22 protein-coding genes are annotated in these 23,416 nt (G+C 64.3%); 12 read left to right on the plus strand and 10 right to left on the minus strand.

The features are described 5' to 3' along the window. Positions 1-13: 13 nt before the first annotated feature. Both ACOQFP_RS13990 and styD read right to left on the minus strand, forming a co-directional pair. On the minus strand, positions 14-583 hold the full coding sequence (locus tag ACOQFP_RS13990; RefSeq protein WP_421584672.1) for a TetR/AcrR family transcriptional regulator: 570 nt from the start codon (positions 581-583) through the stop codon (positions 14-16). Positions 584-753: 170 nt separating this feature from the next. Beyond that, positions 754-2,238 (minus strand): phenylacetaldehyde dehydrogenase StyD, encoded by a 1,485-nt coding sequence (gene styD, locus ACOQFP_RS13995; protein ID WP_421584654.1) that lies wholly within the window; start codon positions 2,236-2,238, stop codon positions 754-756. Between the two features lie 197 nt (positions 2,239-2,435). Between styD and ACOQFP_RS14000 the strand changes: the two genes are divergently transcribed. After that, on the plus strand, positions 2,436-3,812 hold the full coding sequence (locus ACOQFP_RS14000) for a VOC family protein (protein ID WP_341243505.1): 1,377 nt from the start codon (positions 2,436-2,438) through the stop codon (positions 3,810-3,812). 8 nt (positions 3,813-3,820) lie between these two features. Here ACOQFP_RS14000 and ACOQFP_RS14005 read toward each other — a convergent pair whose 3' ends face one another. Beyond that, positions 3,821-4,828: an alpha/beta hydrolase gene (locus ACOQFP_RS14005; RefSeq protein ID WP_421584655.1), complete on the minus strand. Its 1,008-nt coding sequence runs from the start codon at positions 4,826-4,828 to the stop codon at positions 3,821-3,823. A 219-nt stretch (positions 4,829-5,047) separates the two neighbouring features. Between ACOQFP_RS14005 and ACOQFP_RS14010 the strand changes: the two genes are divergently transcribed. Then, positions 5,048-5,500 (plus strand): MarR family winged helix-turn-helix transcriptional regulator, encoded by a 453-nt coding sequence (locus ACOQFP_RS14010; protein ID WP_421584656.1) that lies wholly within the window; start codon positions 5,048-5,050, stop codon positions 5,498-5,500. Beyond that, positions 5,497-5,874: a DUF5313 family protein gene (locus tag ACOQFP_RS14015; RefSeq protein WP_206491117.1), complete on the plus strand. Its 378-nt coding sequence runs from the start codon at positions 5,497-5,499 to the stop codon at positions 5,872-5,874. The genes ACOQFP_RS14010 and ACOQFP_RS14015 overlap by 4 nt, the downstream gene beginning before the upstream one ends. Here the strand turns inward: ACOQFP_RS14015 and ACOQFP_RS14020 are convergent. Further along, positions 5,868-8,249: an ATP-binding protein gene (locus ACOQFP_RS14020; RefSeq protein WP_421584657.1), complete on the minus strand. Its 2,382-nt coding sequence runs from the start codon at positions 8,247-8,249 to the stop codon at positions 5,868-5,870. The genes ACOQFP_RS14015 and ACOQFP_RS14020 overlap by 7 nt on opposite strands. Positions 8,250-8,372: 123 nt before the next feature. On the opposite strand from ACOQFP_RS14020, the gene glgX reads away from it, so the two are divergent. Then, positions 8,373-10,415 (plus strand): glycogen debranching protein GlgX, encoded by a 2,043-nt coding sequence (glgX, locus tag ACOQFP_RS14025; protein ID WP_421584658.1) that lies wholly within the window; start codon positions 8,373-8,375, stop codon positions 10,413-10,415. Here the strand turns inward: glgX and ACOQFP_RS14030 are convergent. Continuing rightward, on the minus strand, positions 10,346-11,812 hold the full coding sequence (locus tag ACOQFP_RS14030) for an FAD-dependent oxidoreductase (protein ID WP_421584659.1): 1,467 nt from the start codon (positions 11,810-11,812) through the stop codon (positions 10,346-10,348). The two genes, glgX and ACOQFP_RS14030, sit on opposite strands and share 70 nt — an antisense overlap. Positions 11,813-11,918: 106 nt before the next feature. Between ACOQFP_RS14030 and ACOQFP_RS14035 the strand changes: the two genes are divergently transcribed. Then, the gene (locus ACOQFP_RS14035) at positions 11,919-12,479 is read left to right on the plus strand and encodes a TetR family transcriptional regulator (RefSeq protein WP_341243500.1); all 561 of its coding nucleotides are present in this window, start codon (positions 11,919-11,921) and stop codon (positions 12,477-12,479) included. 4 nt (positions 12,480-12,483) lie between these two features. Here ACOQFP_RS14035 and ACOQFP_RS14040 read toward each other — a convergent pair whose 3' ends face one another. Genes ACOQFP_RS14040 through ACOQFP_RS14050 form a run of 3 tightly spaced genes read right to left on the minus strand, consistent with a single transcriptional unit; the run spans position 12,484 to position 16,555 of the window. Then, positions 12,484-14,190 carry a glycerol-3-phosphate dehydrogenase/oxidase gene (locus ACOQFP_RS14040; protein WP_421584660.1) on the minus strand — a complete coding sequence of 569 codons (1,707 nt, stop codon included), beginning with the start codon at positions 14,188-14,190 and terminating at the stop codon, positions 12,484-12,486. Beyond that, positions 14,187-15,704: a glycerol kinase GlpK gene (gene glpK / locus ACOQFP_RS14045; protein WP_421584661.1), complete on the minus strand. Its 1,518-nt coding sequence runs from the start codon at positions 15,702-15,704 to the stop codon at positions 14,187-14,189. The genes ACOQFP_RS14040 and glpK overlap by 4 nt, the downstream gene beginning before the upstream one ends. Continuing rightward, a complete protein-coding gene (locus tag ACOQFP_RS14050; RefSeq protein ID WP_206491124.1) occupies positions 15,701-16,555 on the minus strand; it encodes an MIP/aquaporin family protein in 855 nt (284 codons plus the stop codon). The genes glpK and ACOQFP_RS14050 overlap by 4 nt, the downstream gene beginning before the upstream one ends. A 121-nt stretch (positions 16,556-16,676) precedes the next feature. Here ACOQFP_RS14050 and ACOQFP_RS14055 point away from each other — a divergent pair, with 121 nt between their 5' ends. The 4 genes from ACOQFP_RS14055 (at position 16,677) to ACOQFP_RS14070 (ending at position 19,472) form a co-directional block, all read left to right on the plus strand. Next, the gene (locus ACOQFP_RS14055) at positions 16,677-17,660 is read left to right on the plus strand and encodes a sugar-binding transcriptional regulator (RefSeq protein WP_206491125.1); all 984 of its coding nucleotides are present in this window, start codon (positions 16,677-16,679) and stop codon (positions 17,658-17,660) included. Positions 17,661-17,705: 45 nt separating this feature from the next. Then, positions 17,706-18,269, plus strand: coding sequence for a DUF6924 domain-containing protein (locus tag ACOQFP_RS14060; RefSeq protein WP_421584662.1), 564 nt, complete (start codon positions 17,706-17,708; stop codon positions 18,267-18,269). Between the two features lie 241 nt (positions 18,270-18,510). After that, positions 18,511-19,128, plus strand: coding sequence for a class I SAM-dependent methyltransferase (locus tag ACOQFP_RS14065; protein WP_421584663.1), 618 nt, complete (start codon positions 18,511-18,513; stop codon positions 19,126-19,128). Next, positions 19,125-19,472 carry a DsrE family protein gene (locus tag ACOQFP_RS14070; protein ID WP_421584664.1) on the plus strand — a complete coding sequence of 116 codons (348 nt, stop codon included), beginning with the start codon at positions 19,125-19,127 and terminating at the stop codon, positions 19,470-19,472. The genes ACOQFP_RS14065 and ACOQFP_RS14070 overlap by 4 nt, the downstream gene beginning before the upstream one ends. A gap of 37 nt (positions 19,473-19,509) precedes the next feature. On the opposite strand, the gene ACOQFP_RS14075 is transcribed toward ACOQFP_RS14070, so the two are convergent. Beyond that, entirely contained in the window at positions 19,510-20,382 is an 873-nt protein-coding gene (locus ACOQFP_RS14075; RefSeq protein WP_206491129.1) for a cytochrome c biogenesis CcdA family protein, read from the minus strand. Positions 20,383-20,393: 11 nt separating this feature from the next. Further along, complete coding sequence (locus tag ACOQFP_RS14080; RefSeq protein WP_421584665.1) at positions 20,394-21,122, minus strand: DsbA family protein; 729 nt, start codon at positions 21,120-21,122, stop codon at positions 20,394-20,396. 106 nt (positions 21,123-21,228) lie between these two features. On the opposite strand from ACOQFP_RS14080, the gene ACOQFP_RS14085 reads away from it, so the two are divergent. The 3 genes from ACOQFP_RS14085 (at position 21,229) to ACOQFP_RS14095 (ending at position 23,398) form a co-directional block, all read left to right on the plus strand. Continuing rightward, positions 21,229-21,741, plus strand: a complete 513-nt coding sequence (locus tag ACOQFP_RS14085) for a hypothetical protein (protein WP_421584666.1) — start codon at positions 21,229-21,231, stop codon at positions 21,739-21,741. 75 nt (positions 21,742-21,816) lie between these two features. Then, positions 21,817-22,224 (plus strand): DUF302 domain-containing protein, encoded by a 408-nt coding sequence (locus ACOQFP_RS14090; protein ID WP_206491132.1) that lies wholly within the window; start codon positions 21,817-21,819, stop codon positions 22,222-22,224. Between the two features lie 16 nt (positions 22,225-22,240). Continuing rightward, positions 22,241-23,398, plus strand: coding sequence for a hypothetical protein (locus ACOQFP_RS14095; protein WP_421584667.1), 1,158 nt, complete (start codon positions 22,241-22,243; stop codon positions 23,396-23,398). Positions 23,399-23,416 lie beyond the last annotated feature (18 nt).

The following is a 23,416-nucleotide window of genomic DNA, read 5'->3' on the forward strand; positions in this document are numbered from 1 at the left end:
GCCTTCGGGTGGGCTACAGCTGAGCGATGAACCTGTCGAGCATCTCGAACTGCCGGTCGGCAGTGGTGTCGTCGGGGGTGAGCACGCCGAGAATCTGCATGCCCATCATCATGTTGAGCAACATTTCGACGGCAAGATCGACATCGAAATCGCCGGCATCGCCTTCCGCGCGAGCCTGCTCGAGAAACTCCGCCATCCTGGTGCGCCACGACACCAGGGATCGATGGTTGGTGTCGTCCATGTGCTGGTCGTACATCGCGCGCTGCCAGAGTGAGACTGCGATTCTCGCCTCGAGCAGAGTCTCCTCGGTCGTCGGCATCACTTCTCGGCAGAAGATCCGGAGAGCATCCAATCCCGTTGCCTCACCGAGCGCCTCCTCGATTCTTCGATTCGTTGCCTCGAAGACGTGCTCGAATGCCGTTCGGAGAATCTCGTCCTTGCCGGCGAAGTAGTGGCTCAGCGCGCCGTTGGTGTATCCCGCCTCGGTGGCGATGTCCCGCATGTTCGCGGCATCGATCCCCTTGGCGGCGATCAAGCGCCAGGTTGCCGCAGTGATTGCGCGGCGGCGTTCATCGTGATCCACGAGCTTCGGCACAGCCCTACGGTAGCGGCTGCTGCTCGGACCTAGGGTTCAGGCATCGTCATCATCGCCTTCCGATTCGTTCGGACGTTCTTCTACGTCCGTTGAACTAAATCTTGCGACCTTCTCGTTACCGATCGCGTGCCCGCCGGTAAACACCGTGTAACCCGGCGCTAGAGGACGACGGTGACGACCTTCTCCTCGGTGTTGGCCTCGATTCCGGCCCACCCGAGTTCGCGACCGGTGCCACTGGACTTCATCCCGCCCCACGGGAGTGCGGGATCGATTGCCGCCCACCCGTTCACCCATACGGCACCGGAGCGCACCCGAGCTGCGAGGGTATGCGCCCGCGAAACATCACGGGTCCAGATGCTCGCGGCCAACCCGTAGACGGTGTCGTTCGCGATGGCGATCGCTTCGTCTGCCGTATCGAAGGCAATGACGGTGCCGACAGGTCCGAATATCTCTTCCTGGGCGATCTTCATGCCGTTGTCGGCATCGGCGAAGATCGTCGGCTCGACGAAGTAGCCTGGCCCGTCCGGTCGGCCGCCCCCGGCTGCCACTCGCGCCCCGCCATCGCGTCCGGCCTGGATGTACCCCAGAACACTGTCTCGCTGCGTGGCATTGACCAGTGCGCCCATCGTCGTCGACGGATCGAACGGATCTCCCAGAACCTGCGCCGACGCCGCGGCGGCCAAACCGTCGACCACCTGCGAGTACAGCGAGCGGTGCACCAACACTCGGGTGCCTGCCGCACAGACCTGGCCCTGGTTGAAGAACAGGCCCATCGCGGTTCCGTTGATCGCCGCCTCGAGGTCCGCGTCCTCGAGAATGATCTGTGGAGACTTGCCGCCGAGCTCGAGCGTGGTTCGCTTGAACGTGTCGGCAGCCTTCTTGGCGATCATCCGGCCGACCCGGGGGCTGCCGGTGAAGCTGATCTTGTCGACGTCGGGATGGCCGACCAACGCATCACCGGTCACCTCACCCAGCCCAGGCAGGACGTTGACGACTCCGTCGGGCACACCTGCCTCGCCGATCAGTCGCGCGAGATGCAGGATGGACAGCGGCGCGTCCTCCGGCGGCTTGACGACCACGGTGTTGCCGGCGGCCAGCGCAGGCGCGAGCTTCCATGCCGCAATCATCAGCGGGGTGTTCCAGGGGACGATCATGCCGATCACGCCGACGGGTTCACGAACGGTGTAGGAATGCGTCGCCTGACCGAAGTATCCCGCGGTGGGGATGGAGCTTCCGGTGATCTTGTCGGCCCACCCTGCGAAGTGCCGGAAAGTGGCTGCAGCATTGGGGATATCGAGCATCGACGGCTGCCCCACCGGCTTGCCGATGTCGAGAGCCTCCAGCCGAGCGAGAAGGTCGCCGTCTCGCTCGATGAGATCGGCCACTCGGTTCAGTAGCTGTCCACGGACCGCTCCCGGCGTTGCACCCCACTGACCGCCGAGTTGCGCACGGGCTGCACGCACCGCCTCGTCCACGTCCGAAGCCGTCGCTGCAGCGATCTCCGCCAGGGGCTGTTCGGTGGTGGGGTTGATATCGGTGAAGGTGCCTCGGTCGGATGCGGCGCGCCAGTGTCCCGCGATGTAGAGCTCGGTGGCGGTGTCGGTCGGCAGCGATGCCGAAACGGATTCCTCGATTGCAGTCATATAACTCGTGCTCCTTCTCGGGTGCCGTGACCGGCACCTCTGGCATGTCTGCTCAAGACTGCGCTCTGCCGAACATGCCCGTCTTGTGTGATCGCGCACACATTCTGACGTAGATGCGCACTACCGCTGCACGCGTCACGCACAGGAGCCGAGGGGTTCCCGGCCGGTGCCGACAGGCGCAGAATGGAACGGTGAACATGACACCGCTGCAACTGCGCGCAGAGTTCGCCGTTCGGCTCTCCACCTTGTACGGGCAGGAAGTGCCCGCCTACACCACGCTGCTGGACGTCACGGCGTCGATCAATGCCGAGACGATGCGAGCGACCGGAGCCGATGCCGAACGCTTCGGTTCGATCGAACGCGTCACCGCTGAGCGCCACGGCGCGATTCGTGTCGGAAACGCGCGCGAGATGTCGCAGGTGGCAACGATTTTCGGTGCAATGGGTATGTACCCGGTGGGCTTCTACGATCTGCGCGATGCAGCGTCGAGTTCGATTCCGGTGGTGTCCACGGCGTTTCGTCCTCTCGACCAGGACGAGCTCGCGATCAATCCCTTTCGGGTCTTCACCTCGATGCTGGTGGCGTCCGACCGGCGCTTCTTCGACGAGGATCTCGGTGCCCGGCTCACCGAGTTCCTCGAACGCAGAACACTGTTCCCTCCCCTGCTACTGGACCTGGCCGCGCAGGCGGAGCGTGAGGGCGGACTCGCTGCGGAGGACGCCACGACTTTTCTCGACCTGGCCACCTCGTCGTTCGCACTGTCCGGCGACCCCATCGACAGGGCGTGGTACCGCGAACTCGAGTCGGTCTCTGCCGTCGCCGCCGATATCGGCGGTGTCGGCTCCACGCACATCAATCATTTGACACCACGGGTGCTCGACATCGACCTGCTGCATCGCCGGATGGAAGAGCGCGGGGTGGCGATGATCGACACCATTCAGGGCCCGCCGCGCACCTCGGGGGCGGGATTGCTTCTGCGCCAGACGTCGTTTCGAGCATTGAACGAACAGCGGATGTTCGTCGACGCGGACGGTCGCCTCGAATCGGGCCATCTGCGGGTCCGGTTCGGCGAGGTCGAAGCGCGAGGTGCGGCCGCTACCGTGCTCGGCCGCAGTCGCTACGACGCCTACCTGGAACGGGTGGGCGACCGGACACCGGATGGTCGGAGTCGGCTGTGGAGCTCACTGGTGCCCGAGAACGAGGCCGACTGGCTCACCGAAGACCTTGCCTACTTCAGCTTTCGTCCCACCGGACTCGCGCCGTCGTCCGCCGATCGCGCATTCGGACTGGTCGAGCTGGTCGAATCGGGAGTCGTCGCCGCCGATCCGATCGTGTACGAGGACTTCCTGCCCAAGTCTGCTGCCGGGATCTTTCGATCCAATCTCGAATCCGACGGCACCCGCAACTCCGAGAACGCAGCCACCTCGTTCGACGCCGACGCGATGGCTGGTGTGCTGGGCCGAACGCTGCACGATCCGTACACGATCTACGGGCGAATTCGACAGGACTCGGTGACGCAGCTGGAGAAGCAGCTCGGCCTCGCCGCACCGCTGGCCTGCCCGTGGAACGGCTGACCAGTCGCTCAGAGACCGAGCGATCCCGCCAGGGTCGGCCAACTCTTGGGCAGCTGCTCCACCCAGTACGGCCACGAATGGGTTCCGGTCCGGGTGAAGTCGAAGGTCGCCGGAATGTTCAGCTGGCCGAGCCGTTCGGCCAGGCGGTGGGTGCAGTAGTTCGCGCCGACCTCGATGAGACCTCCGACCACGACGATGTCCAGAGCCGCTGCGCTGTCGAAACTCTCGTGTGGACCCGGAGCACCCGTCCCCACCGACACGTACACCGCGGTGCCGCGGAGACGTTCGGCATTGACCACCGAATCGTGTGCGACCCAGTCCGGATCGAGCGGCCCGCCCCACATGTTGTCGGCGTTTCCGCCGAAGGCGGCGATGATCGATCGGATATTCGCCTGGCCCATCGGGTCCGAGGATGAGAAGCACCCGCTGTACGACGCCACGCCGGAGTACAGATCCGGGTGACGTACGGCCAACATCATGGCCGACTGCGCGCCCATCGACAGTCCGGCGATCGCGTTGCGTCCGTTGCCGTCGAACGTTGCGTCGATCAACGGTGGGAGTTCCTGGGTCAAGAACGTCTCCCACTTGTATCTGCCGAGCGTCGGATCGTCGCGCTGCCAATCGGTGTAGAAACTGCCGGGACCTGCCAGCGGCAGCACTACGTTGACGTTCTTATCGGCGAAGAACTCGGCCGCCCCGCCTTTACGCAGCCACATGCTGTTGTGCGGGTCCTCTTCGCCGATGCCGCTGAGCATGTACAACGTCGGACGCGACCCGGTGTCGACCGGCGGTGTCAGTACCTGCACCTCGACGATCCCGCCCATGGCAGGCGAGTCCACGCTCACGGTGCGCAGGGTGTCGGACGCGATCGCGGTATCGACGATGCGCGCGGCAGCCTCGACAGGATCGGCAGAGGCCACGCCGATCGATGTCGTGGACATCGACAGCACCGCGGCGACGACGAACGGAATGAAGATACGTCGACGACGCATGAGGATCCTCTCGGACTTTGTCATTGAAAACAGCCGATCGACACGGAGCATCGCACACCTTCGGACGGGATAGAACGTCAGAAGCGAAGTTCACCGAAGTAGACCGACCGGAACTCTGCGACATTGCCGGAATCGAGTATTTGCCTTGTTTTACAGCGCTTTTCGAGGCTCGGTGACGCATCCAGCTATTCTCTTAGCCCACTAACCATTCGTGCACTAACTGAATCTGATAGCCTGTTCGTCATGTCCGATATCGACGATCCACTCGCCCTCGATCGGCAGGTCTGCTTTGCACTCGCTGTCGCCAACCGCGCGGTCCTGGCGGTGTATCGCCCACTCCTCGAGCCGATGGGGCTCACGCATCCGCAATATCTGGTGATGCTGGCACTGTGGGGCGAGTCGCCGATGTCGGTCAAAGCCATCGGATCGACACTCCAACTCGACTCCCCCACTCTTTCCCCACTCCTCAAGCGACTGGAATCGATGGGTCTCCTGGCCCGCAAGCGCAGCGCCGAGGACGAGCGCGTCCTTCTCGTCTCGCTCACTCCTGCCGGAGCCGCGCTACGCACGAGGGCCGAGACGATTCCACCCGCCGTCGTCGAACGGCTCGGCACTTCGCTCACCGAACTCGAGGATCTTCGCCGGGTTCTCACCCGCGTCAACGACGCCGCCATCGCAGCAGGAGCCCTGTCATGAACGCACGCTCGCGGCCGTCCCTTCGACAGTGGCTGGGCTACGCGGTTCTCGGACGCGCACTGCCCGACTCGATGCGGGAGTGGGTCCGACGCGATCTCGTCGGGCCGGGAGCAACGCCGCGTCACATCCTGCGGTCGATGATTCCGTTCCTGCCGATCTTCATCGGATTCTTCGTTCTGTTTCCAGGGGCAATTTGGCTACGCGCCTCGATGGTGCTGCTCAGCGTGCTGCTCGCGCTGTTCTACACCGTCGCGTACATGGATCAGAACCGCGCCCGACGACTCGAGATCCACGGCCTTCCTGGTGATCTGAGAAGTGAGAAGAAGATGGCCGAAATGGAACGCGAGCGCGAGAACTATCGCCGCAATCACTGACTGTCTCGGTTGAGCCCCGCCACGAAGTCCTCGGCGATCATCGTCGCCAGATCACGGGTCTTGCGATTGGTGTTCTGCGACAATTCGGTCAGTTTGGCAAATGCGGCATCGGCATCGATGCGGTAGACCGACATCAGGATTCCGACTGCGCGGCCGATCGATCCGCGGGTGTCGAGCGCGGTGCGCAGTGTTGCGGCTTGGTTGCCGCTTTCCTCGATCAACTGCTCGCGCATCCGAGAAAGCTCGAGATGCACTCGTACACGAGCCACCAGCTCGCGGTCGTGAAATGGTTTGACGACGTAGTCGTCGGCACCGCGGCCCAGTCCTTCGAGCACGAAGTCCGTTCCCGCTCGGGCGGTCAGCAAGATCACCGGCACGCGTTGCACGTCGGCATCGCGGCGGATCTCGTGCACCAGTTCCAGGCCGCTACGACCGGGAAGCATCACATCGCTGAGCACGAGGCCCGGTGTCATCTCCCGGGCCCGATCGAGGGCAGTGTCCACATCACCCGCCGTGGTGACGGTCCAGCCTTCGTCGATCAGCAGCCGAACCAGGTAGTTGCGCATGTCGATGTTGTCCTCGACGAGCAGAATGTCCGCTCGGTCGGTGCTGACCTCGGCCGCTTCGATCGAGGAGAACATCGCCGACACCGAGTCCGCACCAACGACCGGTCGCGCGACGGGCACGCTCGCCTCGACGGGCCGACGCGGCACAACGACAGTGAAGGTACTGCCGAAACCTTCCTCACTGTCGACCTCGATGCGCCCGCTCAAGGCGGTGACCAGATTCGACACGAGTGCAAGTCCGATTCCCGAGCCCTCGATGCTGTGCGCACCGGAGCGTTCGACCCGGTGGAACCGATCGAAGATTCGGGGCAGGTCCTCGGCGGGGATGCCCAAGCCGGTATCGGTCACGACCAAGCGAATCGTCTGCTCTTCGGCGGCGAGGCGAACGCAGATGCGCCCGGCCGGGGTGTATTTGACGGCGTTCGCGAGCAGGTTGAACACGACCTTCGACCACATCTCACCATCGGTGAGAACGACGACGTCCTCTGCTGCGTCGATGTCCAGTTCGAGACCCTGCACCGAGGCGACGGCAGAGAACATCGAAGCGCAGTCTCGCGTGACTGCGCTCAGGTCGGTGGGTTCGAGGCGCGCGCGCAGTTGGCCGGCGTCTGCGCTGACGACGTCGAGCAGATCGTCGACCAGGCGCCGGAGCCGGGTCGCCGCACGATGGACGACATCGAGGGAGTCCTTGTCGGAATCGGACAGGGACGAGGTGGTACTTGCGCGCAGCGTTTCCAGCGGGCCGGCCAGCAGGGTGAGCGGGGTCCGGAACTCGTGTCCGACGTTCTCGAGCAACCGTGTCTTGGCCTCGTCGGCCTCGGCCAGCGCCGCGACGCGTCGCCGTTCCATCTCGAAGGCATACGACGCGGTCAGTGCCGTCGATACCCGCTCGGCCACGGCGACGAAGAACGGGGTGGCCGAGTCGTCTCGAGCCCTCAGTGCGTCGAGTCCGATCAGCAGGGCCCCGATGGGTCGAGTGCGCCCTGCCAGCGTCAGCGGCACGATCACCGCCTTCGCGACCGTTCCGTCGACGTCGACGGTGGTACGGATGGCCCGCCCGTCCGAGACCTCGGCGACGGCGTCGAGGTCCCAGATCGCTCCCTCGCAGCCGCGCGCACCAGCGGTAGCTATGTGGTCGAGTTCTCCGTCATCGGCGAGATCACGTCGAAGATAGGCGGCCACGAGTGGGAACTCGCGAGCTTCCTCACCCAATGCCTCGACCGCAGCGCGACAGATGCCGACAGGGCCATCGGTGTCGTCGCCGGTCAACGATCCGAGGGCGAGCAGAGCCTGCATGCGGCGCTCACCGATGACCTGCATCGTGACCTCGGTGGTGGCGACGAAGACTCCGAGTACGGTGCGGCCCGATCCGAAGATCGGGCTGTACGAAAAGGTCCAGTACGTCTCCTCGGGGTAACCGAATCGGTCCAGGACGAACATCTGCCGAACGCCGTGCACGGGCTCGCGACCCTTCACCACCTGCGCACACAGACCACCGACGTAGTCCCACACCGCGGACCAGCACTCACTGGCCCGCTGTCCGGCGGCCTCCGGGAACTTGTCGCCGAGAAAGTCGGTGTACGAGTGATTGAAGATCTGAATCAGGCTCGGGCCCCACCAGAGCAGCATCGGGATCGTGGAGGGCATCACGGTACGTACCGCCGTCACCAACTCCTGCGGCCATACCTCCACCGGTCCAAGATCGTTCGCCGTCCAGTCCAGTTCACGAAACCGAGCATCGGTGGCATTGTCACCCCGAAACAGCTCGTCCAGTCGGACCGAGCTGTCGCCAGGTCGTTCGAAACCCATCGCCTCACCCTTCGTAGCGTGCGGCCGCACGTTTCTCGACGGGCGCGATATCGCCGTCGATCTTAGCCGAATGCCCGGTACGCAGGCGTTTCGCTCGACCCTCCCGGGGGTAATGGGGCGTGCATGCCCTCATCATCAAGTCTCCCCTACCCCCTGGGCGTCTCGCGTCTGTCGGACGACGGTGCCAACGTCGCCGTCTACTCCGAAACTGCAGATGCGGTATCCGTCGTCGTGCTCGACGATGACGGAACAGAGCGCAGTACAACACCATTGACGCTGCGCACCGGTCATGTCTTCCACGATCTGGTTCCGGACCTGACGCCCGGAGTCCGGTACGGTCTTCGCGTCGACGGCCCGTGGGACCCCGCGTCGGGGCTACGGCACAACTCGGCCAAACTGCTGCTCGACCCGTACGCCACCGCCATCACCGGTCAGGTCGAGTGGAACGAGGCGGTCTTCTCGCATCTGCACGAGGAGCCGGAGACCCGCAACGACGAGGACTCGGCACCGTACATGCCGTACTCCGTTGCGGTGCAATCGAACTTCGATTGGTCCGGTGACGAGTCACCGCGCACGCCGTTGGACAAGACGGTCGTCTACGAGGTGCACGTCAAGGGATTCACCGCCACCAATCCCGAGGTACCCGAGGATATTCGCGGCACCTACGCCGGGCTGGCACACCCCGCCTCGATTGCGCACCTGAAGCGAATCGGCGTCACGGCAGTGGAACTACTGCCGATCCACCAGTTCGTTCAGGATTCGCATCTGCTCGAAGAGGGCCGCCGGAACTACTGGGGCTACAACTCCATCGGCTTCTTCGCCCCGCACAACGAGTACAGCAGCAGCGGCGACACCGGTGGCCAGGTGGACGAGTTCAAGGCACTGGTCAAAGCCATGCACGACAACGGCATCGAGGTCATCCTCGACGTGGTCTACAACCACACCGCCGAGGGCAATCACCTCGGACCGACGCTCTCGCTCAAGGGAATCGACAACGGATCGCACTACCGTCTGGTCGACGAGGACCGGAGTGCGTACTACGACACCACCGGCACCGGCAACAGTCTCAATGTCGGACACCCCGCAGCCCTGGCACTCGTGCTGGATTCACTGCGGTACTGGGTGACCGAGATGCACGTGGACGGCTTCCGCTTCGACCTCGCCAGCACGTTGACTCGGCAGGACTCGGATCTGGACGTGCACAGCGCTTTTCTGTCCTTGGTGCACCAGGATCCGACGCTCGCCCCGGTCAAGCTCATCGCCGAGCCGTGGGACACCCAGGGTTACCAGGTCGGCGGATTCCCGGCCCGTTGGTCGGAATGGAACGGCAAATTCCGCGACGACGTCCGTGACTTCTGGCGTGGGGAAAGCGGGGCGTTGTCCGCCCTGGCTCAGCGCGTCACCGGTAGCCCCGACGTCTACGAGAGCACTCGCCGACCCACCTTGGCCAGCGTCAACTTCATCACTACCCACGACGGTTTCACGTTGGCGGACTTGAACTCCTACGACGACAAGCACAACGAGCCAAACGGCGAGGACAGTCAGGACGGCGAATCCGACAATCGCTCGTGGGGATGCGGAGCGGAAGGGCCGACCGACGACAAGGACATCAACGCACTGCGGGCACGCCAGCAACGCAATCACCTTGCGACGCTGCTGCTCTCGGCCGGAGTGCCGATGATCCTCGGCGGCGACGAGCTCGGCCGAACGCAGAACGGCAACAACAACGCCTATTGCCAGGACAACGAGGTCTCCTGGTTCGACTGGGCCTCGGCAGATCAGGACCTCATCGACTTCACCGCCCATCTCACCGCGCTGCGCACCGAGCACCCGGCCCTGCGTCCAACCTGGTTTCGGCACGACAGCGATTCCCAGGAGGAGGGTGCCCGCCCCGACACCGTCGACTTCTACCGCGCCGACGGCGCGAAGCTCTCCGACGAGGATTGGTCCGACGGTAACGCGCAGAGCATTCTGGTCCTGATGCGCGCCGGTGACGAGGATGCGTCGTTCGCCTGGATGGTCAATGCTTCACCCGCGACTGTGGACTTCACTCTGCCCGAAGGAACGTGGACCCTGGCTACATCGAGCGACCCGGATCAGGCGTACGAGGCCGGTGGCCCGTCCATCCTGATTCGAGAGCATTCGTTCACGTTGTTGCAGGGCTGACCGGTCCACCGTTCGAGTACCTGCTGCCACTGACCGGACTCGGAGCGTCCGGCCCACGCGATGTAGCCGTCGGGCCGGACGAGAACGGCTGGGCCGTTGTCGGTTCGGTGCGCGATATCTTCTCGTGCGCAGTCCTTTTCGCCGATCAGCACAAACCCGTGCTCCCTCAGCTGCTCGGTGACCGTGCTCCGGTCCAATGGGATTCCCACCGCACGGGTCCCCACCAGTGCGTGCTCACCGAGTGCGTGCGGGTACGAGATCCCCACCCCTGAGAACATGCCCGCGATCGCACGGACCGCATGCTTGCTGCGGAGCACCCGAGCGGACACCAGGTTGCGCACGGTCTGTGCGATCACCGAACGCAACAGCAACATTCGGATCGTTGCCCCGCTGCTGCGCAGCACCTTCTCGCCCACCGGATGCCGCTCGTCGTGATAGGTGTCGAGGATCTGTTCGTCGGCACCACCGAGAACGGCGGCCAGTTTCCAACCGAGATTCATCGCGTCCTGGATTCCGGTGTTCATGCCTTGCCCGCCGGCAGGCGAATGCACGTGCGCCGCATCGCCTGCAAGGAAGACCCGACCCACGCGATAGCGTCGAACCTGCCGCTCGTCGCAGGAGAAGCGCGAACTCCACCGCACGTCGGTCCAGCCGTAATCGGTTCCGACCGCGCGCCGCAAGACCTCCCGAAGCCGCGATCGATCGACGGGAGCATGCTCGTCCGCATCCTCGCTTCGGTCCCACGCGATCACGCGGAACCACCCGTCGCCGAAGGGTGCGACAAAAGCGAAGCAGTCCTTGCCCGCACCGATGTTGATCAGACCATTGGGTGGATCGGTCAACCGGACGTCCGCGAGCATGATCGACCGCAGCAATTCCTTACCGGGAAAATCGAGGCCTATCGCCTCGCGGACCAGACTGTGCACCCCGTCGGCTCCGGCCGCGTACGACGCCGTCCATTGCTGCTCGACGCCGTCCGCTGCGTGCCCACGCACCACGACTGCGTCGGCGTTCTGGCTCAGACCGGTGACCGTTACCCCGCGTCGGATGTCGGCACCTGATTCTCGGGCGTACTGCTCGAGTCGCGCGTCCACATTGCTCTGCGGCGTGACCAGCAGAAACGGGAACTCGGATGGCAGTACCCCGAGATCGAGGCCGAGCCCGTTCCACAATGTCAATCCCGGGGCGTGCGCCCCGGTCGACAGCAGATCCTCGGCCAGACCGCGGCTGTCGAGGACCTCGAGCGTGCGGGCGTGCACTCCGAAGGCCCGCGACAACGGCGACGGCGCAGCGTGTTTGTCGAGCACGATCACCGAGCGGCCGGCGCGTGCGAGTTCGCCCGCCAGCATGCAGCCCGCAGGCCCTGCACCGACGACGATCACGTCCGAATGATTCATGACGACCTCCTGCTGCGGTCCGAGCGTTCCAAGTCAACGGCTGTTGACTTCCGACGATAGACCCACCGCGCTCGGTGGTCAACAGGCGTTGACTTAGGCTACGGGGATGAGCGAACGCCAACCTCGATCCGCAGCCGCCACCCGGGCGCGCATTCTCGACGCCGCTCGGGCTCAATTCGCTGTCGACGGCTACGACCGAACCACCATGCGCTCGGTCGCGGGAACAGCAGGCGTGGACGCCGCAATGGTCGTTCGCTACTTCGGCACCAAGGAATCACTGTTCGCCGAAGCAGCCACCTTCGTCCTCGATATTCCCGACCTGTCGGGCATCGCGCCCGAGGATCTCGCACATACGTTGATGCCCACGTTCTTCCAGACGTGGGAGCAGGACGGGACATTCCTCGCTCTGCTCCGTGCCGCAGCCACCAACGCCGCGGCGGCAGCGGCGATGCAGCAGGTGTTCCACACACAGGTCGCCCCTGCACTGTCCGCGGTGGCAGTGGACCGACATGACGAGCGCGCCGCGCTCGTCGGATCCCAGGTACTCGGTCTGGCCTTCGCCCGCTACGTGCTCGAAGTGCCTCCCCTGGTCGGCATGAGCCACGAGCAACTGGTCCGGTGGGTAGGGCCGACCCTGATCCGCTACCTCACCGAACCACTCGACTGAGAAGTCAGCTCACTCCGGCTCGTACGTCCGGTGCCCCGAGCCGTGCCGCATCGGCAGTATCGTCATCGGGCTGCTGCTGCGAATCCCGTTCTGCCAGAACGCGAAGGCGATAGTGTTCGATCTCCTCGGCGACATGCTGGCCGTCCCAGCCGAGGATCGGTGCGACGAGATGCGCCACTTCCTCGGCCGCTGCCTCACCGCGGTCCGGGACCTCGATGGAGATGCGGGTACGACGGGTCAGGATGTCTTCGAGATGCTGCGCGCCCTCGTGACTTGCGGCGTAGACCGCCTCGACGCGCAGGTACTCCGGTGCGCTCTCGAGCGGCTTGCCGAGCTCCGGATCGGCCTCGATCAAGTCCAGCAGTTCACCCATCAGAGTGCCGTACCGACCGAGCAGATGCTCGACGCGGGAGACGCGCATGCCGGTGCGTTCGGCCGTCAGCGCGCGGGAGTTGAACGCGCCGAGGTAGCCGTCTGCTCCGACGAGGGGGATTTCCTCGGTGACACACTTCGGTACCGTGCGTTCGAGGCCGTGTACCGCGGAATCGACTGCGTCCTTGGCCATCACGCGGTAGGTGGTGTACTTGCCACCGGCGATGACCGTCAGTCCTCGCACCGGGCTGGACACCGCGTGTTCACGGGAGAGCGTGCTGGTGGAATCGGATTCGCCGAACAGCAGCGGACGCAGCCCGGCGTACACACCGACGACGTCGGTCCGGTCCAACGGATCGGCCAGCAGCTTGTTCACATGCCCCAGGATGTAGTCGATATCGCTCTGGCTCGCCGCCGGGTGGGCCAGATCGAGCTTCCAGTCGGTATCGGTGGTGCCGATGATCCAGTGGCTGCCCCACGGGATGACGAACAGCAGACTCTTCTCGGTACGGGTGATGATGCCGGTGGCACTGTTGATGCGATTGCGTGGCACCACCAGGTGCACGCCCTTGGATGCGCGAACCTGGAATTGTCCACGGCCACCGACCATCTGCTGCACCTCGTCGGTCCACACACCTGCGGCGTTGATGACCTGCTTGGCGCGCACCTCGAAGGACCGACCGGTTTCGAGATCGCTCGCCACGACGCCGACCACCTTGTCGTCCTCCCGGAGGAAGCCCGTGACACGAGTGCTGTTGGCACACGAGGCACCGTAGGCCGCCGCGGTACGAGCGAGCATCATGGTGTGCCGAGCGTCGTCGACCTGCCCCTCGTAGAACTTCACCGCACCGCGGATCGCCGAGCGCTTTCCGGAGGGAAAGGACTCGAGGGTCTTCTTCTTACCGAGGTGCTTGTGGTGACTCGGAACGCCGCGTCCGGCACCCATGACGTCGTAGACGCCGATGCCGAGCCCCACGTACGGGCGGTCGATCGCCTTCTCGAGCGGATAGATGAACGGAACCGGCCGAGCGAGGTGCGGACACAACGTGTTCAACACCAATGATCGCTCCTTGAGCGCCTCGAACACCAGCGCGAAGTTGAACTGTTCGAGGTAGCGCAATCCGCCGTGGAAGAGCTTGCTCGAGCGACTCGATGTGCCGGCCGCGTAGTCCCTCGCTTCGAGCAAGCCCACTTTCAACCCACGTGTCACCGCGTCCAAGGCAGTTCCTGCACCGACGACGCCGCCGCCGATCACCAAGATATCCAGCTCTTCCGACTCCATCCGCGCCAGCGCGTCCGCACGCGCTGTCGGACTCAAAGCCGTTGTGCTGTAAGTCATTCCTCATCAACCCAATCGAGAGTACGTGTTACTGCCTTCTTCCAACCGGCGTAGAGCTTGGCCCGCTGGTCTTCGTCCATCGACGGCGTCCAGGTCTTGTCCTCGGCCCAGTTCTGCCGGATGTCGTCCTCGCTCGCCCAGAAGCCGACGGCAAGGCCGGCTGCGTACGCCGCACCGAGTGCGGTGGTCTCGGCCACCACGGGACGCACCACGTCGACGTTCAAGATGTCGGACTGGAACTGCATCAGCAGCTCGTTGACCACCATGCCGCCGTCGACCTTGAGTACCTCGAGATCGACACCGGAATCGGCGTTCATCGCCTCGATCACCTCACGCGTCTGGTACGCGGTGGCTTCGAGAACCGCGCGGGCGAGGTGGCCCTTGTTGACGAAACGCGTCAACCCGACGATGGCACCGCGAGCATCGGCGCGCCAGTGCGGGGCGAACAGACCGGAGAATGCCGGCACGAAGTAGGCACCGCCGTTGTCGTCCACCGATCGCGCGTCGGTTTCGATATCGGCCGCCGAGGAGATCATGCCGAGGTTGTCACGCAGCCACTGCACCAGCGAGCCCGTCACGGCGATGGAACCTTCCAGTGCGTACACCGTCGGCTGGTCGCCGATCTTGTAGCAGACTGTGGTCAACAGGCCGTTCTTGCTCATGACCTTCTCGGTACCGGTGTTGAGCAGCACGAAATTGCCGGTGCCGTAGGTATTCTTGGCTTCACCGGGAGACAGACAAGCCTGACCGAAGGTGGCTGCCTGCTGATCGCCGAGGATGCCGGCGATCGGCACTCCACGGAACGGCCCCCGCTCGCGGCCGTTGCCGTACACCTCGGAGCTGGAACGGATCTCGGGCATCATCGACATCGGAATGTCCATGTCGGCGCAGATGCCCTCGTCCCACTGCAGGGTGTCCAGATCCATCAGCAATGTTCGCGAGGCATTGGTCGGATCGGTGTAGTGCAGTCCACCGTCGGTGCCGCCGGTCATGTTCCACAGCACCCAGGTGTCCATGTTGCCGAAGCACAGTTCTCCCGCTTCGGCTTTGGCGCGGGCTCCATCGACGTTGTCGAGGATCCACTTGATCTTGGGGCCGGAGAAGTAGGTGGCCAGCGGCAGACCGGTCTTGGCGGTGTACTTGTTGGCGTCGCCGCCGCCGAGGGCGGTGGCGATGCGGTCGGTACGGGTGTCCTGCCAGACGATGGCGTTGTAGATCGGCTTGCCGGTCGCCCTGTCCCACACCAGCGTGGTCTCGCGCTGATTGGTGATGCCGACTGCAGCGATGTCCTCGCGCGTCAGATCCGCTGCCGCCATCGCGCCTGCGGCGACTGCGCGCACGTTGTCCCAAATCTCCGACGCGTCGTGCTCGACCCATCCGGCCTGGGGAAATATCTGCTTGTGTTCCTTCTGATCGACCGCGACGACGGTCCCCGCGTGATCGAAGATCATGCAGCGCGAGGACGTCGTTCCCTGATCGATCGCGGCGATGTACTTCCCTGCGGTCTCGGTCATGACTTGTCTCCTGTGGTCTGAGTGTCGGCTGGGAGTCGAGAGGGCGGCTCTGGCGTCGCACCTTCTTGTTTACGAAGGTTCTTTCCGATGAGCAGGTCGTACAAGAGCACTCCTATCGGTCCGCCTACGAGAGGTCCGACGATCGGGACCCAGAAGTACAGGCCGCCGTATTGATCTCGCCACGCTCCACCGTATCCGGTGATGTACGACGCCAGGCGAGGTCCGAAATCTCGGGCCGGATTGATGGCATATCCGGCATTGGTCGCCCACGCGAAGCCGATGGCCACCACGATGAGTCCGACGATGAGCGGAGCCATGTTGGCCATCGGTGCGGTGCCGAGCGAATCGGTCACTGCCACAATGAGGAACAGCAGGATCGCGGTGCCGATGATCTGATCGAGCAGGGCGGAGGACACGCTCACCGGCAGAGTTCCGTTACCAGGAAGCGTCGAGAAGATCGTCTGGGTGGCGGTGGTGTGCCCGGGATCGATGGCGTTGATCATGTCGTTGTAGTTCCAGCGCACCAGCAGCGCAGCCACGAACGCGCCTGCGGTCTGCGCCAGAACGTACGGAGCAACCATCTTCCAGCTGAACCCACGGAAGAGCGCGAACGCGATCGTCACTGCGGGATTGAGATGGGCACCGGTGATTCGACCGGCAACGTAGATGCCGAACATCACGCCCAGTCCCCACGCCCACGCGATCGAGTCGTGGCCGCCGAGACTGCCGGCTTCACCACCCGAGACGACCTGAGCGACGACGCCGACGCCGAACAGAATGAGAATCATGGTTCCGGCGAACTCGGCGGCCATGTGCGCCGGCAATCCCCATTCCGGTTCCTTATGTGCCATTTCCAGCCTCCACACAATTGGTGATGCACGCCACATTGCGTGCAGTTTCCCACGGTAGACGTCCTGCACTGTGTTGCACAGCTGATGCACATATGTGCAAATCGGTCGTACACTGATCCCGGTGACAGACCCCCAGCTCGCTCCCGAATCCGATCTACGGACCGGCCACGCCACCCAAGCTGCCCGCCTGTACTACTTCCAGGACATGACGATGGCGGCGATCGGTCGTGAGCTGGGAGTATCTCGTTCGACAGTCTCACGATTGATCACCTTCGCCCGGGCCTCGGGACTGGTCGAAATCAAGATCTCGACACCGCTCGGTCAGGCACCACGAATCGAGCGCGCGTTCGCCGATCTGTACGACATTCGTGCACACGTGGTCCCCGTCTCGGAAACCGTCGACGAGTTGGGGCGCCTCGATCGCGTCGCCACGTTCGCCGGGCGATTGCTGACGGGGTTCTTCGACTCGGACATGGTGATGGGCGTGGCATGGGGAACCACGGTCAGCGCGGTCAGCCGCAAGCTCGCGCCCAAGCGCACCCACAACTCGACCGTGGTCCAGCTCAACGGTGCGGCCAACACCCGCACCACCGGAGTATCCTATGCAACCGACATCATCAGAACATTCGCCGACGCCTACGGGGCTGCGGCACAGGGCTTTCCGGTGCCTGCATTCTTCGACTACCCGGAAACCCGTCGACACCTCTGGCGCGAGCGCAGCATCAAACGAGTCCTCGAACTGCAGAATCGCATGAACCTGGCGGTGTTCAGCATCGGCGTCATGAGCAGTGCGGTCCCGAGCCACGTCTACAGCGCGGGCTATCTCGAGCGCGAGGATCAGGCCGAGCTCCAACGCGACGGCGTCGTCGGGGACATCGCCACCGTATTCCTACGCTCGGACGGCAGCCACGACCGAATTGCGTTGAACGACAGATCGAGTGGGCCCAGCCTGGACCGACTCAAGGCGGTACCGCGCCGAGTGTGCATCGTCGCCGGAGCATCCAAACTCGATGCCCTCACCGCCGCGCTGCGCGGCGGATTGATCACCGACCTCGTCATCGACGACATCAGCGCAGCCCAGTTGATCCTTCGCTCGCGCGGCTGACCGATGTGAGCGGAACTTCGTAGCCCACTACGAAGTTTCGTGCACATGGGACCCCCCTCTGCGCTCGCCCGATTCTCGTGTCACTCTTTTCTTCATGAGGCGGAAGACGACGAGCCGACCAGTTTCTGGGTGATCCCCGAACAGCTCGCCTCCGTCGAGAACAATCTGTCGATCGCCAATTTGGGCTTCATCGACTACGTCGAAAATGCTGATGCGGACGGAGTGTTCCGTGGGCTGCCATCGCAACCGAGTGAGCGGACGTTGACGATCGAGGAACTTTTGGCTGCCGCGCCGGCTTCCCAACTGCCAGAACCGATTCTGACATCATTCATCGGCGACCTCGAAGGAGCGCGCGGGCAGGAGACAACTACTGCGACCTATGTCGTCGATCTGCGGACTTCTGCCGACTATCTCGAAGCGAACAGTGAGGGCTACGGACTGTCGAACGTCGTAGGTCTCGAAGAGACCATAGCGCGCACCCGTCAGGGCGGCTCCGCGCTGCTGTTCAGCTTCCCTGTCCGTGGCGACTACTGGTCTGCTTGGATCGACCCGGACTCCCTTGTTCCGTTTGCATTGCTAGGAGTCAGCAGACGGGCTACCGATCGGTAGCCCGTCTGGTCGTATCACGAGATGGTGAACGTGCCCAGCTGAGTCGATCCGTGTTTGCTGTAGACCGGTACCGCTCGTTCTCCGGAGCTGAATACCTCTGCGCCGTCGACTGCTTGCTTTTCGAGTGCGCCTGCACGTACCCAACGTTACCCCCCGGGGTACAGTGAAGTGAGTCGCAGTTTCGTCGACGCGTCGGGTCTTACAAACCCTGCGGTGGTCACCAGTGGAAAGGCGTGAATCAGTGAACTCGTCGGACTGGGATGCGCGCTACAGCAGCGTCGAACATCCGTGGGGGTCGGCCCCGGCGGCTGCCCTGTCTGCGCGGTTTGCGGACCTGCCCCCTGGCCGGGCGGTCGATCTGGGGTGCGGGGACGGGCGCCACGCTCGATGGTTGGCCGACGCGGGCTGGACAGTGAATGCTGTCGATTTTTCTTCTGTGGCAATCGAACTCGCACGCAGCGGCGGGGAGGACCGGTCGATCGACTATACCGTTGCCGACGTGCGGGCCTGGGAGCCGCCCGGCACGGTGGATCTGGTGGCCATCGGCTTCTTGCATCTACCGGTCGACGAGTTGGTTGCCGTCATTGCCGGTGCAGGAAGTTGGCTCGCGCCGGGTGGGCGGCTATTGTATCTCGGTCATGCGCTCGAGAACTTCACTCACGGAGTCGGGGGCCCGCCGGATCCGACGATCCTGCCCGCCATCGACGACCTGGCCCGCGCCGCGAGCGGACTGCAGGTCCACGAGTTGGAACATCTGGTCCGCCCTTTCGGCGAGGGTCGGGCCATCGATGTTCTTCTCCATGCACAGCCGTGGGGCACCGCAGCTCACCGTGATCTGAAGAACGGAACTCTTACGTGACCGATCATCCGACTCCCTTGCGTGTGATGTTCGCCGTCAACACCACACCCACCGCCGTGGTGCGGGCGATCCACAACCTTCTCGATGCTGCGACCGAGCCGGTGATGCTCGAGGTCGTGTGTTCCGGACCGGGTCTCGATGCGGCCCTGCGTTGTTCGGATATTTCCCTGGAGATGCGGGCGTTGATCGATTCGGCCTCCATCTCGGTGAAAGCATGCCGAAACAGTCTGGAGGGCAGAGGGCTCGGTGACGACGATCTTCTGATGGGTGTCGAAGTGGTTCCCGCTGCAGTACTCCATCTCGCTCGACGTCAGCGAGATGGGTGGTCACAGCTCTACGCCTGACATCACATCCCTACTCCAGTGTCGCGTGCACACCGTCTCAGAGCGTTCGGTTCTCGCGTTCATCGAGCTCGGAGGACTCGGCTCCGGTATCGCGGCCTCGACCACGGACGATGCGCACCGTCAGGACTGCGATGATCAGCAGCACTGCGATCAGAAGCACTGCGGTGTTCGGCACCGCGTCGGCCACATCGCTGATCCAGACCTGCAGCGAGTACTGACTGTCGACCCCCATGACCCCGCCGAGGTTCGCTGTGCCCTCTGTGAGCAGGAATAGCGCTCCGATACCGATGAAAAGTACCCCCGATATCAGGGAAGTCGTATGCGTCTTCAGTGGTCCTATGCTGATTTCCTTGCCGCGCAGCCACGTTCGTGATCCGAGCGAGAATCGGTCCCAGACCAGCGCCAGCACGAACAGGGGGATCACCATCCCCGCTGCGTAGAGTGCCATGAGAACTCCGCCGTATGCGGCCTGACCGCCAGCGACGGCAACGGTCAGGACCGCGCCGAGCAGGGGTCCCGAGCAGAACCCTGCGAGTCCGTAGACCGCGCCGAGGGCGAACACCGATCCGGTGGAGGAGACGTCGATGCGCGCGGCTGCTCTCTGAGCGGACCCCAGCGCGAAGCCGCGACCGACGATGATCATCACCCCGAGGGCGATGATGACCAGGCCGCCGATCATGGTGGTGACCTCGCGATACCGGGTGATCGCCGAGCCGATGGCACCGACCCCGGCGCCGAGGGGCACCAGGACCGCTGCCAGCCCGAGGTAGAAGATCCCGGTGCGGCCGGCGAGCTTGCCGGCCCCGTCGAAGGCGTATGCGAAGAAGGAAGGGAGCAGCAGGGCCGAGCATGGACTGAGAAGTGCCAGGAGCCCGCCGAGAAATGCTCCGAGAAGTCCTATCTGCGACATCGCGGGCCGCCCTACGCGCCGGCCGCGGTGTCGATCAGATCGACGAATTCCGAGAACGGTTGCGCGCCCAGAACCGGATCACCGTTGACCGAGAACGCCGGAGTGGCCGGGATACCCAGCGACTGCGCTTCGGTGGAGTCGGCGGTGATCGCGGCATCGAATGCGGTGCCGGTGGCGTCGGCGGTGAACCGAGCCAGATCCGGTACCCCGGCCTGTTGCGCGTAGCTCTGCAGTGCCTCCAGTGTCAGGTCCGCGTGACCGGTCTCGGGGGCATCGGCGTAGACGGCGCGGGTGAACTCCCAGAACTTGCCCTGGGCGGCGGCGGCGCGTCCGGCCCGGGCAGCATCGAATGATTGTTGCCCGAAGATGGGTAGATCTCGCCATTCGATGCGCAGGGTGCCGGTATCGACGTATCGGTCGATCAGCTGCGGCTCGGTTTCCCGGCTGAACTGGGCGCAGAACGGACACCGGAAATCCGAGAAGGCGATCATCACCACCGGGGCGTCGACGTCGCCGAGGGCCATCGGATCATCGGTCACACGATGCGCCAGATCGCCGAGCGGTCCCATCACCGGCGGGCCGCTCGCGCTGCTCGACCCGGCGTCCGGTGCCGCCTCCGATTGCTCGCCGTCACCTGTCGTTCCGAGCACGAGAGCTCCCACGAGCACGGCCGCCACCACCACGGCGATGGCCAGGAGCACGATGTCTCGTCGGCGAGTGGAGCGAGATGTCGAAGTCATGCAATACCTTTCGGCAGTCTGCGATACTGGCAGCGATACCCATATGGGTATAACCTCACGGTGTCACCCTACTCACTCAACTACAACTCGTAGGAGATCCCCGCCGATGACAGAGCCCGCAACCTCCGACCGTCTCGACGTCGATGCTGCCGACCGTTCCGATGACGGCATGATCGCAGAGTCCGATCGATTCCGGGGTTGGGGTACGCGGGTGCTGCGCGGCACCGTCGCCGGTGCGGTCACGGTGTTGGTGGTGGGTATTCCCACCGACATCATCGACACGCCGGTCTTCGGCCGTGAGGTGCCAGTGCGGGCGTGGGAGCTTCCGGTTCTGCTGGCCACTGCCCTGTTGACCGCACTGTGGTTCGGGATCGACAAACCCGCGCGGGTCGAGCGGACCGGCACACCCGCCGCTCTCGGTGTCGTACTGACCTTCTTCGCCGTCGGGTGTCCGGTGTGCAACAAGCTGGTACTACTTGCACTCGGCACCTCGGGTGCACTGGGGTTGTGGGCACCGATACAACCCATCCTCGCCGGGGTGTCCCTGGCGATGCTGACAGCAGCGGTGATCGTCCGATGGCGCAAACGCGACTGCACCTCCGCATCCTGCGCAGTATGACTGAGCACTTGCCCACCCGCGCACCGACCATCGAGTGACCGACACCCGAACCGATCGAAAGGAACCGAACGAACCATGACCGAATTGGCCATCGGTACCCGAGTGGACATGCCGTTCGAGGAAACCGTGGACGCAACCCGTGAGGCACTCGCCGAACAGGGGTTCGGAGTGCTCACCGAAATCGACATGCAGTCGACGTTGAAGAGCAAGATCGACGCCGACATCGAACGCTACGTCATTCTCGGAGCGTGCAATCCGCAGTTAGCGAAGGCTGCGATCGACACCGATCGGCAGGTGGGGTTGATGCTGCCGTGCAACGTGGTGGTGCGAGCCGACGGCAGCAGCACCATCGTCGAAGCGATGAACCCCCAGGTGATGGTGGGGCTGTCGGATGGAGCGGGCCTAGCCGAGGTCGCCGATCGGGCCACTGCACTGCTGCAGAGCGCGGTCATGGCACTCGGTGGAGACAGCACCACCGCATAGAGTGGGTGCGCACCGTATGGGCAGAGCGGGGGCGGTGATCGGGACCGTTGCACTGTGCGCCGTCGCGCTGGTGTCGGGGTGCAGTTCCTCGCCTGCTCGAGACGCCACGGGCACCGATCCGGCGGCGCACGCGTCGTCGCCGTCCGCGCCGCCGCCGGGCTTCGGAGAAACGGCCCTGTGGTCGATCCCGTTCCTGTCGCAACCTCACATCGTCGAGGACGGGTTCGTCGGAGTCGTCGATTCCTCGGACGCATCCGGTTCGCACCGGGTGCAGGTACTCGATGACACCGGCACACCACGGTTCGGCGTGGACGTACCCGCCGATCGCGACGAGTTCATGGTGACCGGCACGGACAATCGTGAGCTGTTGATCACCGAGGACATCGATGATTCCGGTTCGGGGTCACCGGCCACGATGACCGCCCGCGATACCCGCACCGGCGACCTCGTGTGGGGTCCGGTCTCCGCTGCGGGCTGCCTGACCGGGTCCGGACTGCTGATCGACGCCGACTGCTCGCAGACAGCAATGCCCTCGGCCGTAGCCGCCATCTCGGCAACCGACGGACACCGGACCGACCTGTCGGGTGCGGTGTCCGAATCCGGTGGATATGCGGTCACGGTCTACGACGACACAGCGCGTGTCGTGACCGTCGATACCGGCAACACCGCCTGGTCCACCGACACTCTCACCCCGCCCCCCGCAGCGGTTCCCGGGAGCGCACGATTCGTCGCTACCGCCGGCAATGCAGTGGTCGTGGCATGGACGATCCCGACCCGTCCCGAACCGATCCAGGCGGTCTATCGACTCTCTGATGCCGAGCTCCGATGGATCAGCGGTAGTCGCAGTCCGATGGTGGTAACCGCCGACAGCAGTAGCGGGGCGACGATGATCACCACCGCAGACCTCACCGACGACGGAATTGCTGTCCTGTTCGAGCAGTATGGCACCCGAGGTTTCACCGCCGATCAATTTCCTGGTGCCGACCGCTTCGCTCTGGTCGGCGGCGTCGTCTACGGCGCGTCGGACTCGGGGGTGACTGCCATCGATGCGACCTCCGGCCGCGTCACCGGCACATCACCGAGTGCCGCACCGACAGCAGTGACCTCGAACGGTGTCGCATTGGCCCAGAGCAGCGACGGGTACACCGCGTTCAAGGTGATCCCCCATTTCTGAGCTGCCCGCCCGCGCACC

Source organism: Rhodococcus sp. MALMAid1271 (genome assembly GCF_049195265.1).
Classification (GTDB): domain Bacteria; phylum Actinomycetota; class Actinomycetes; order Mycobacteriales; family Mycobacteriaceae; genus Rhodococcoides.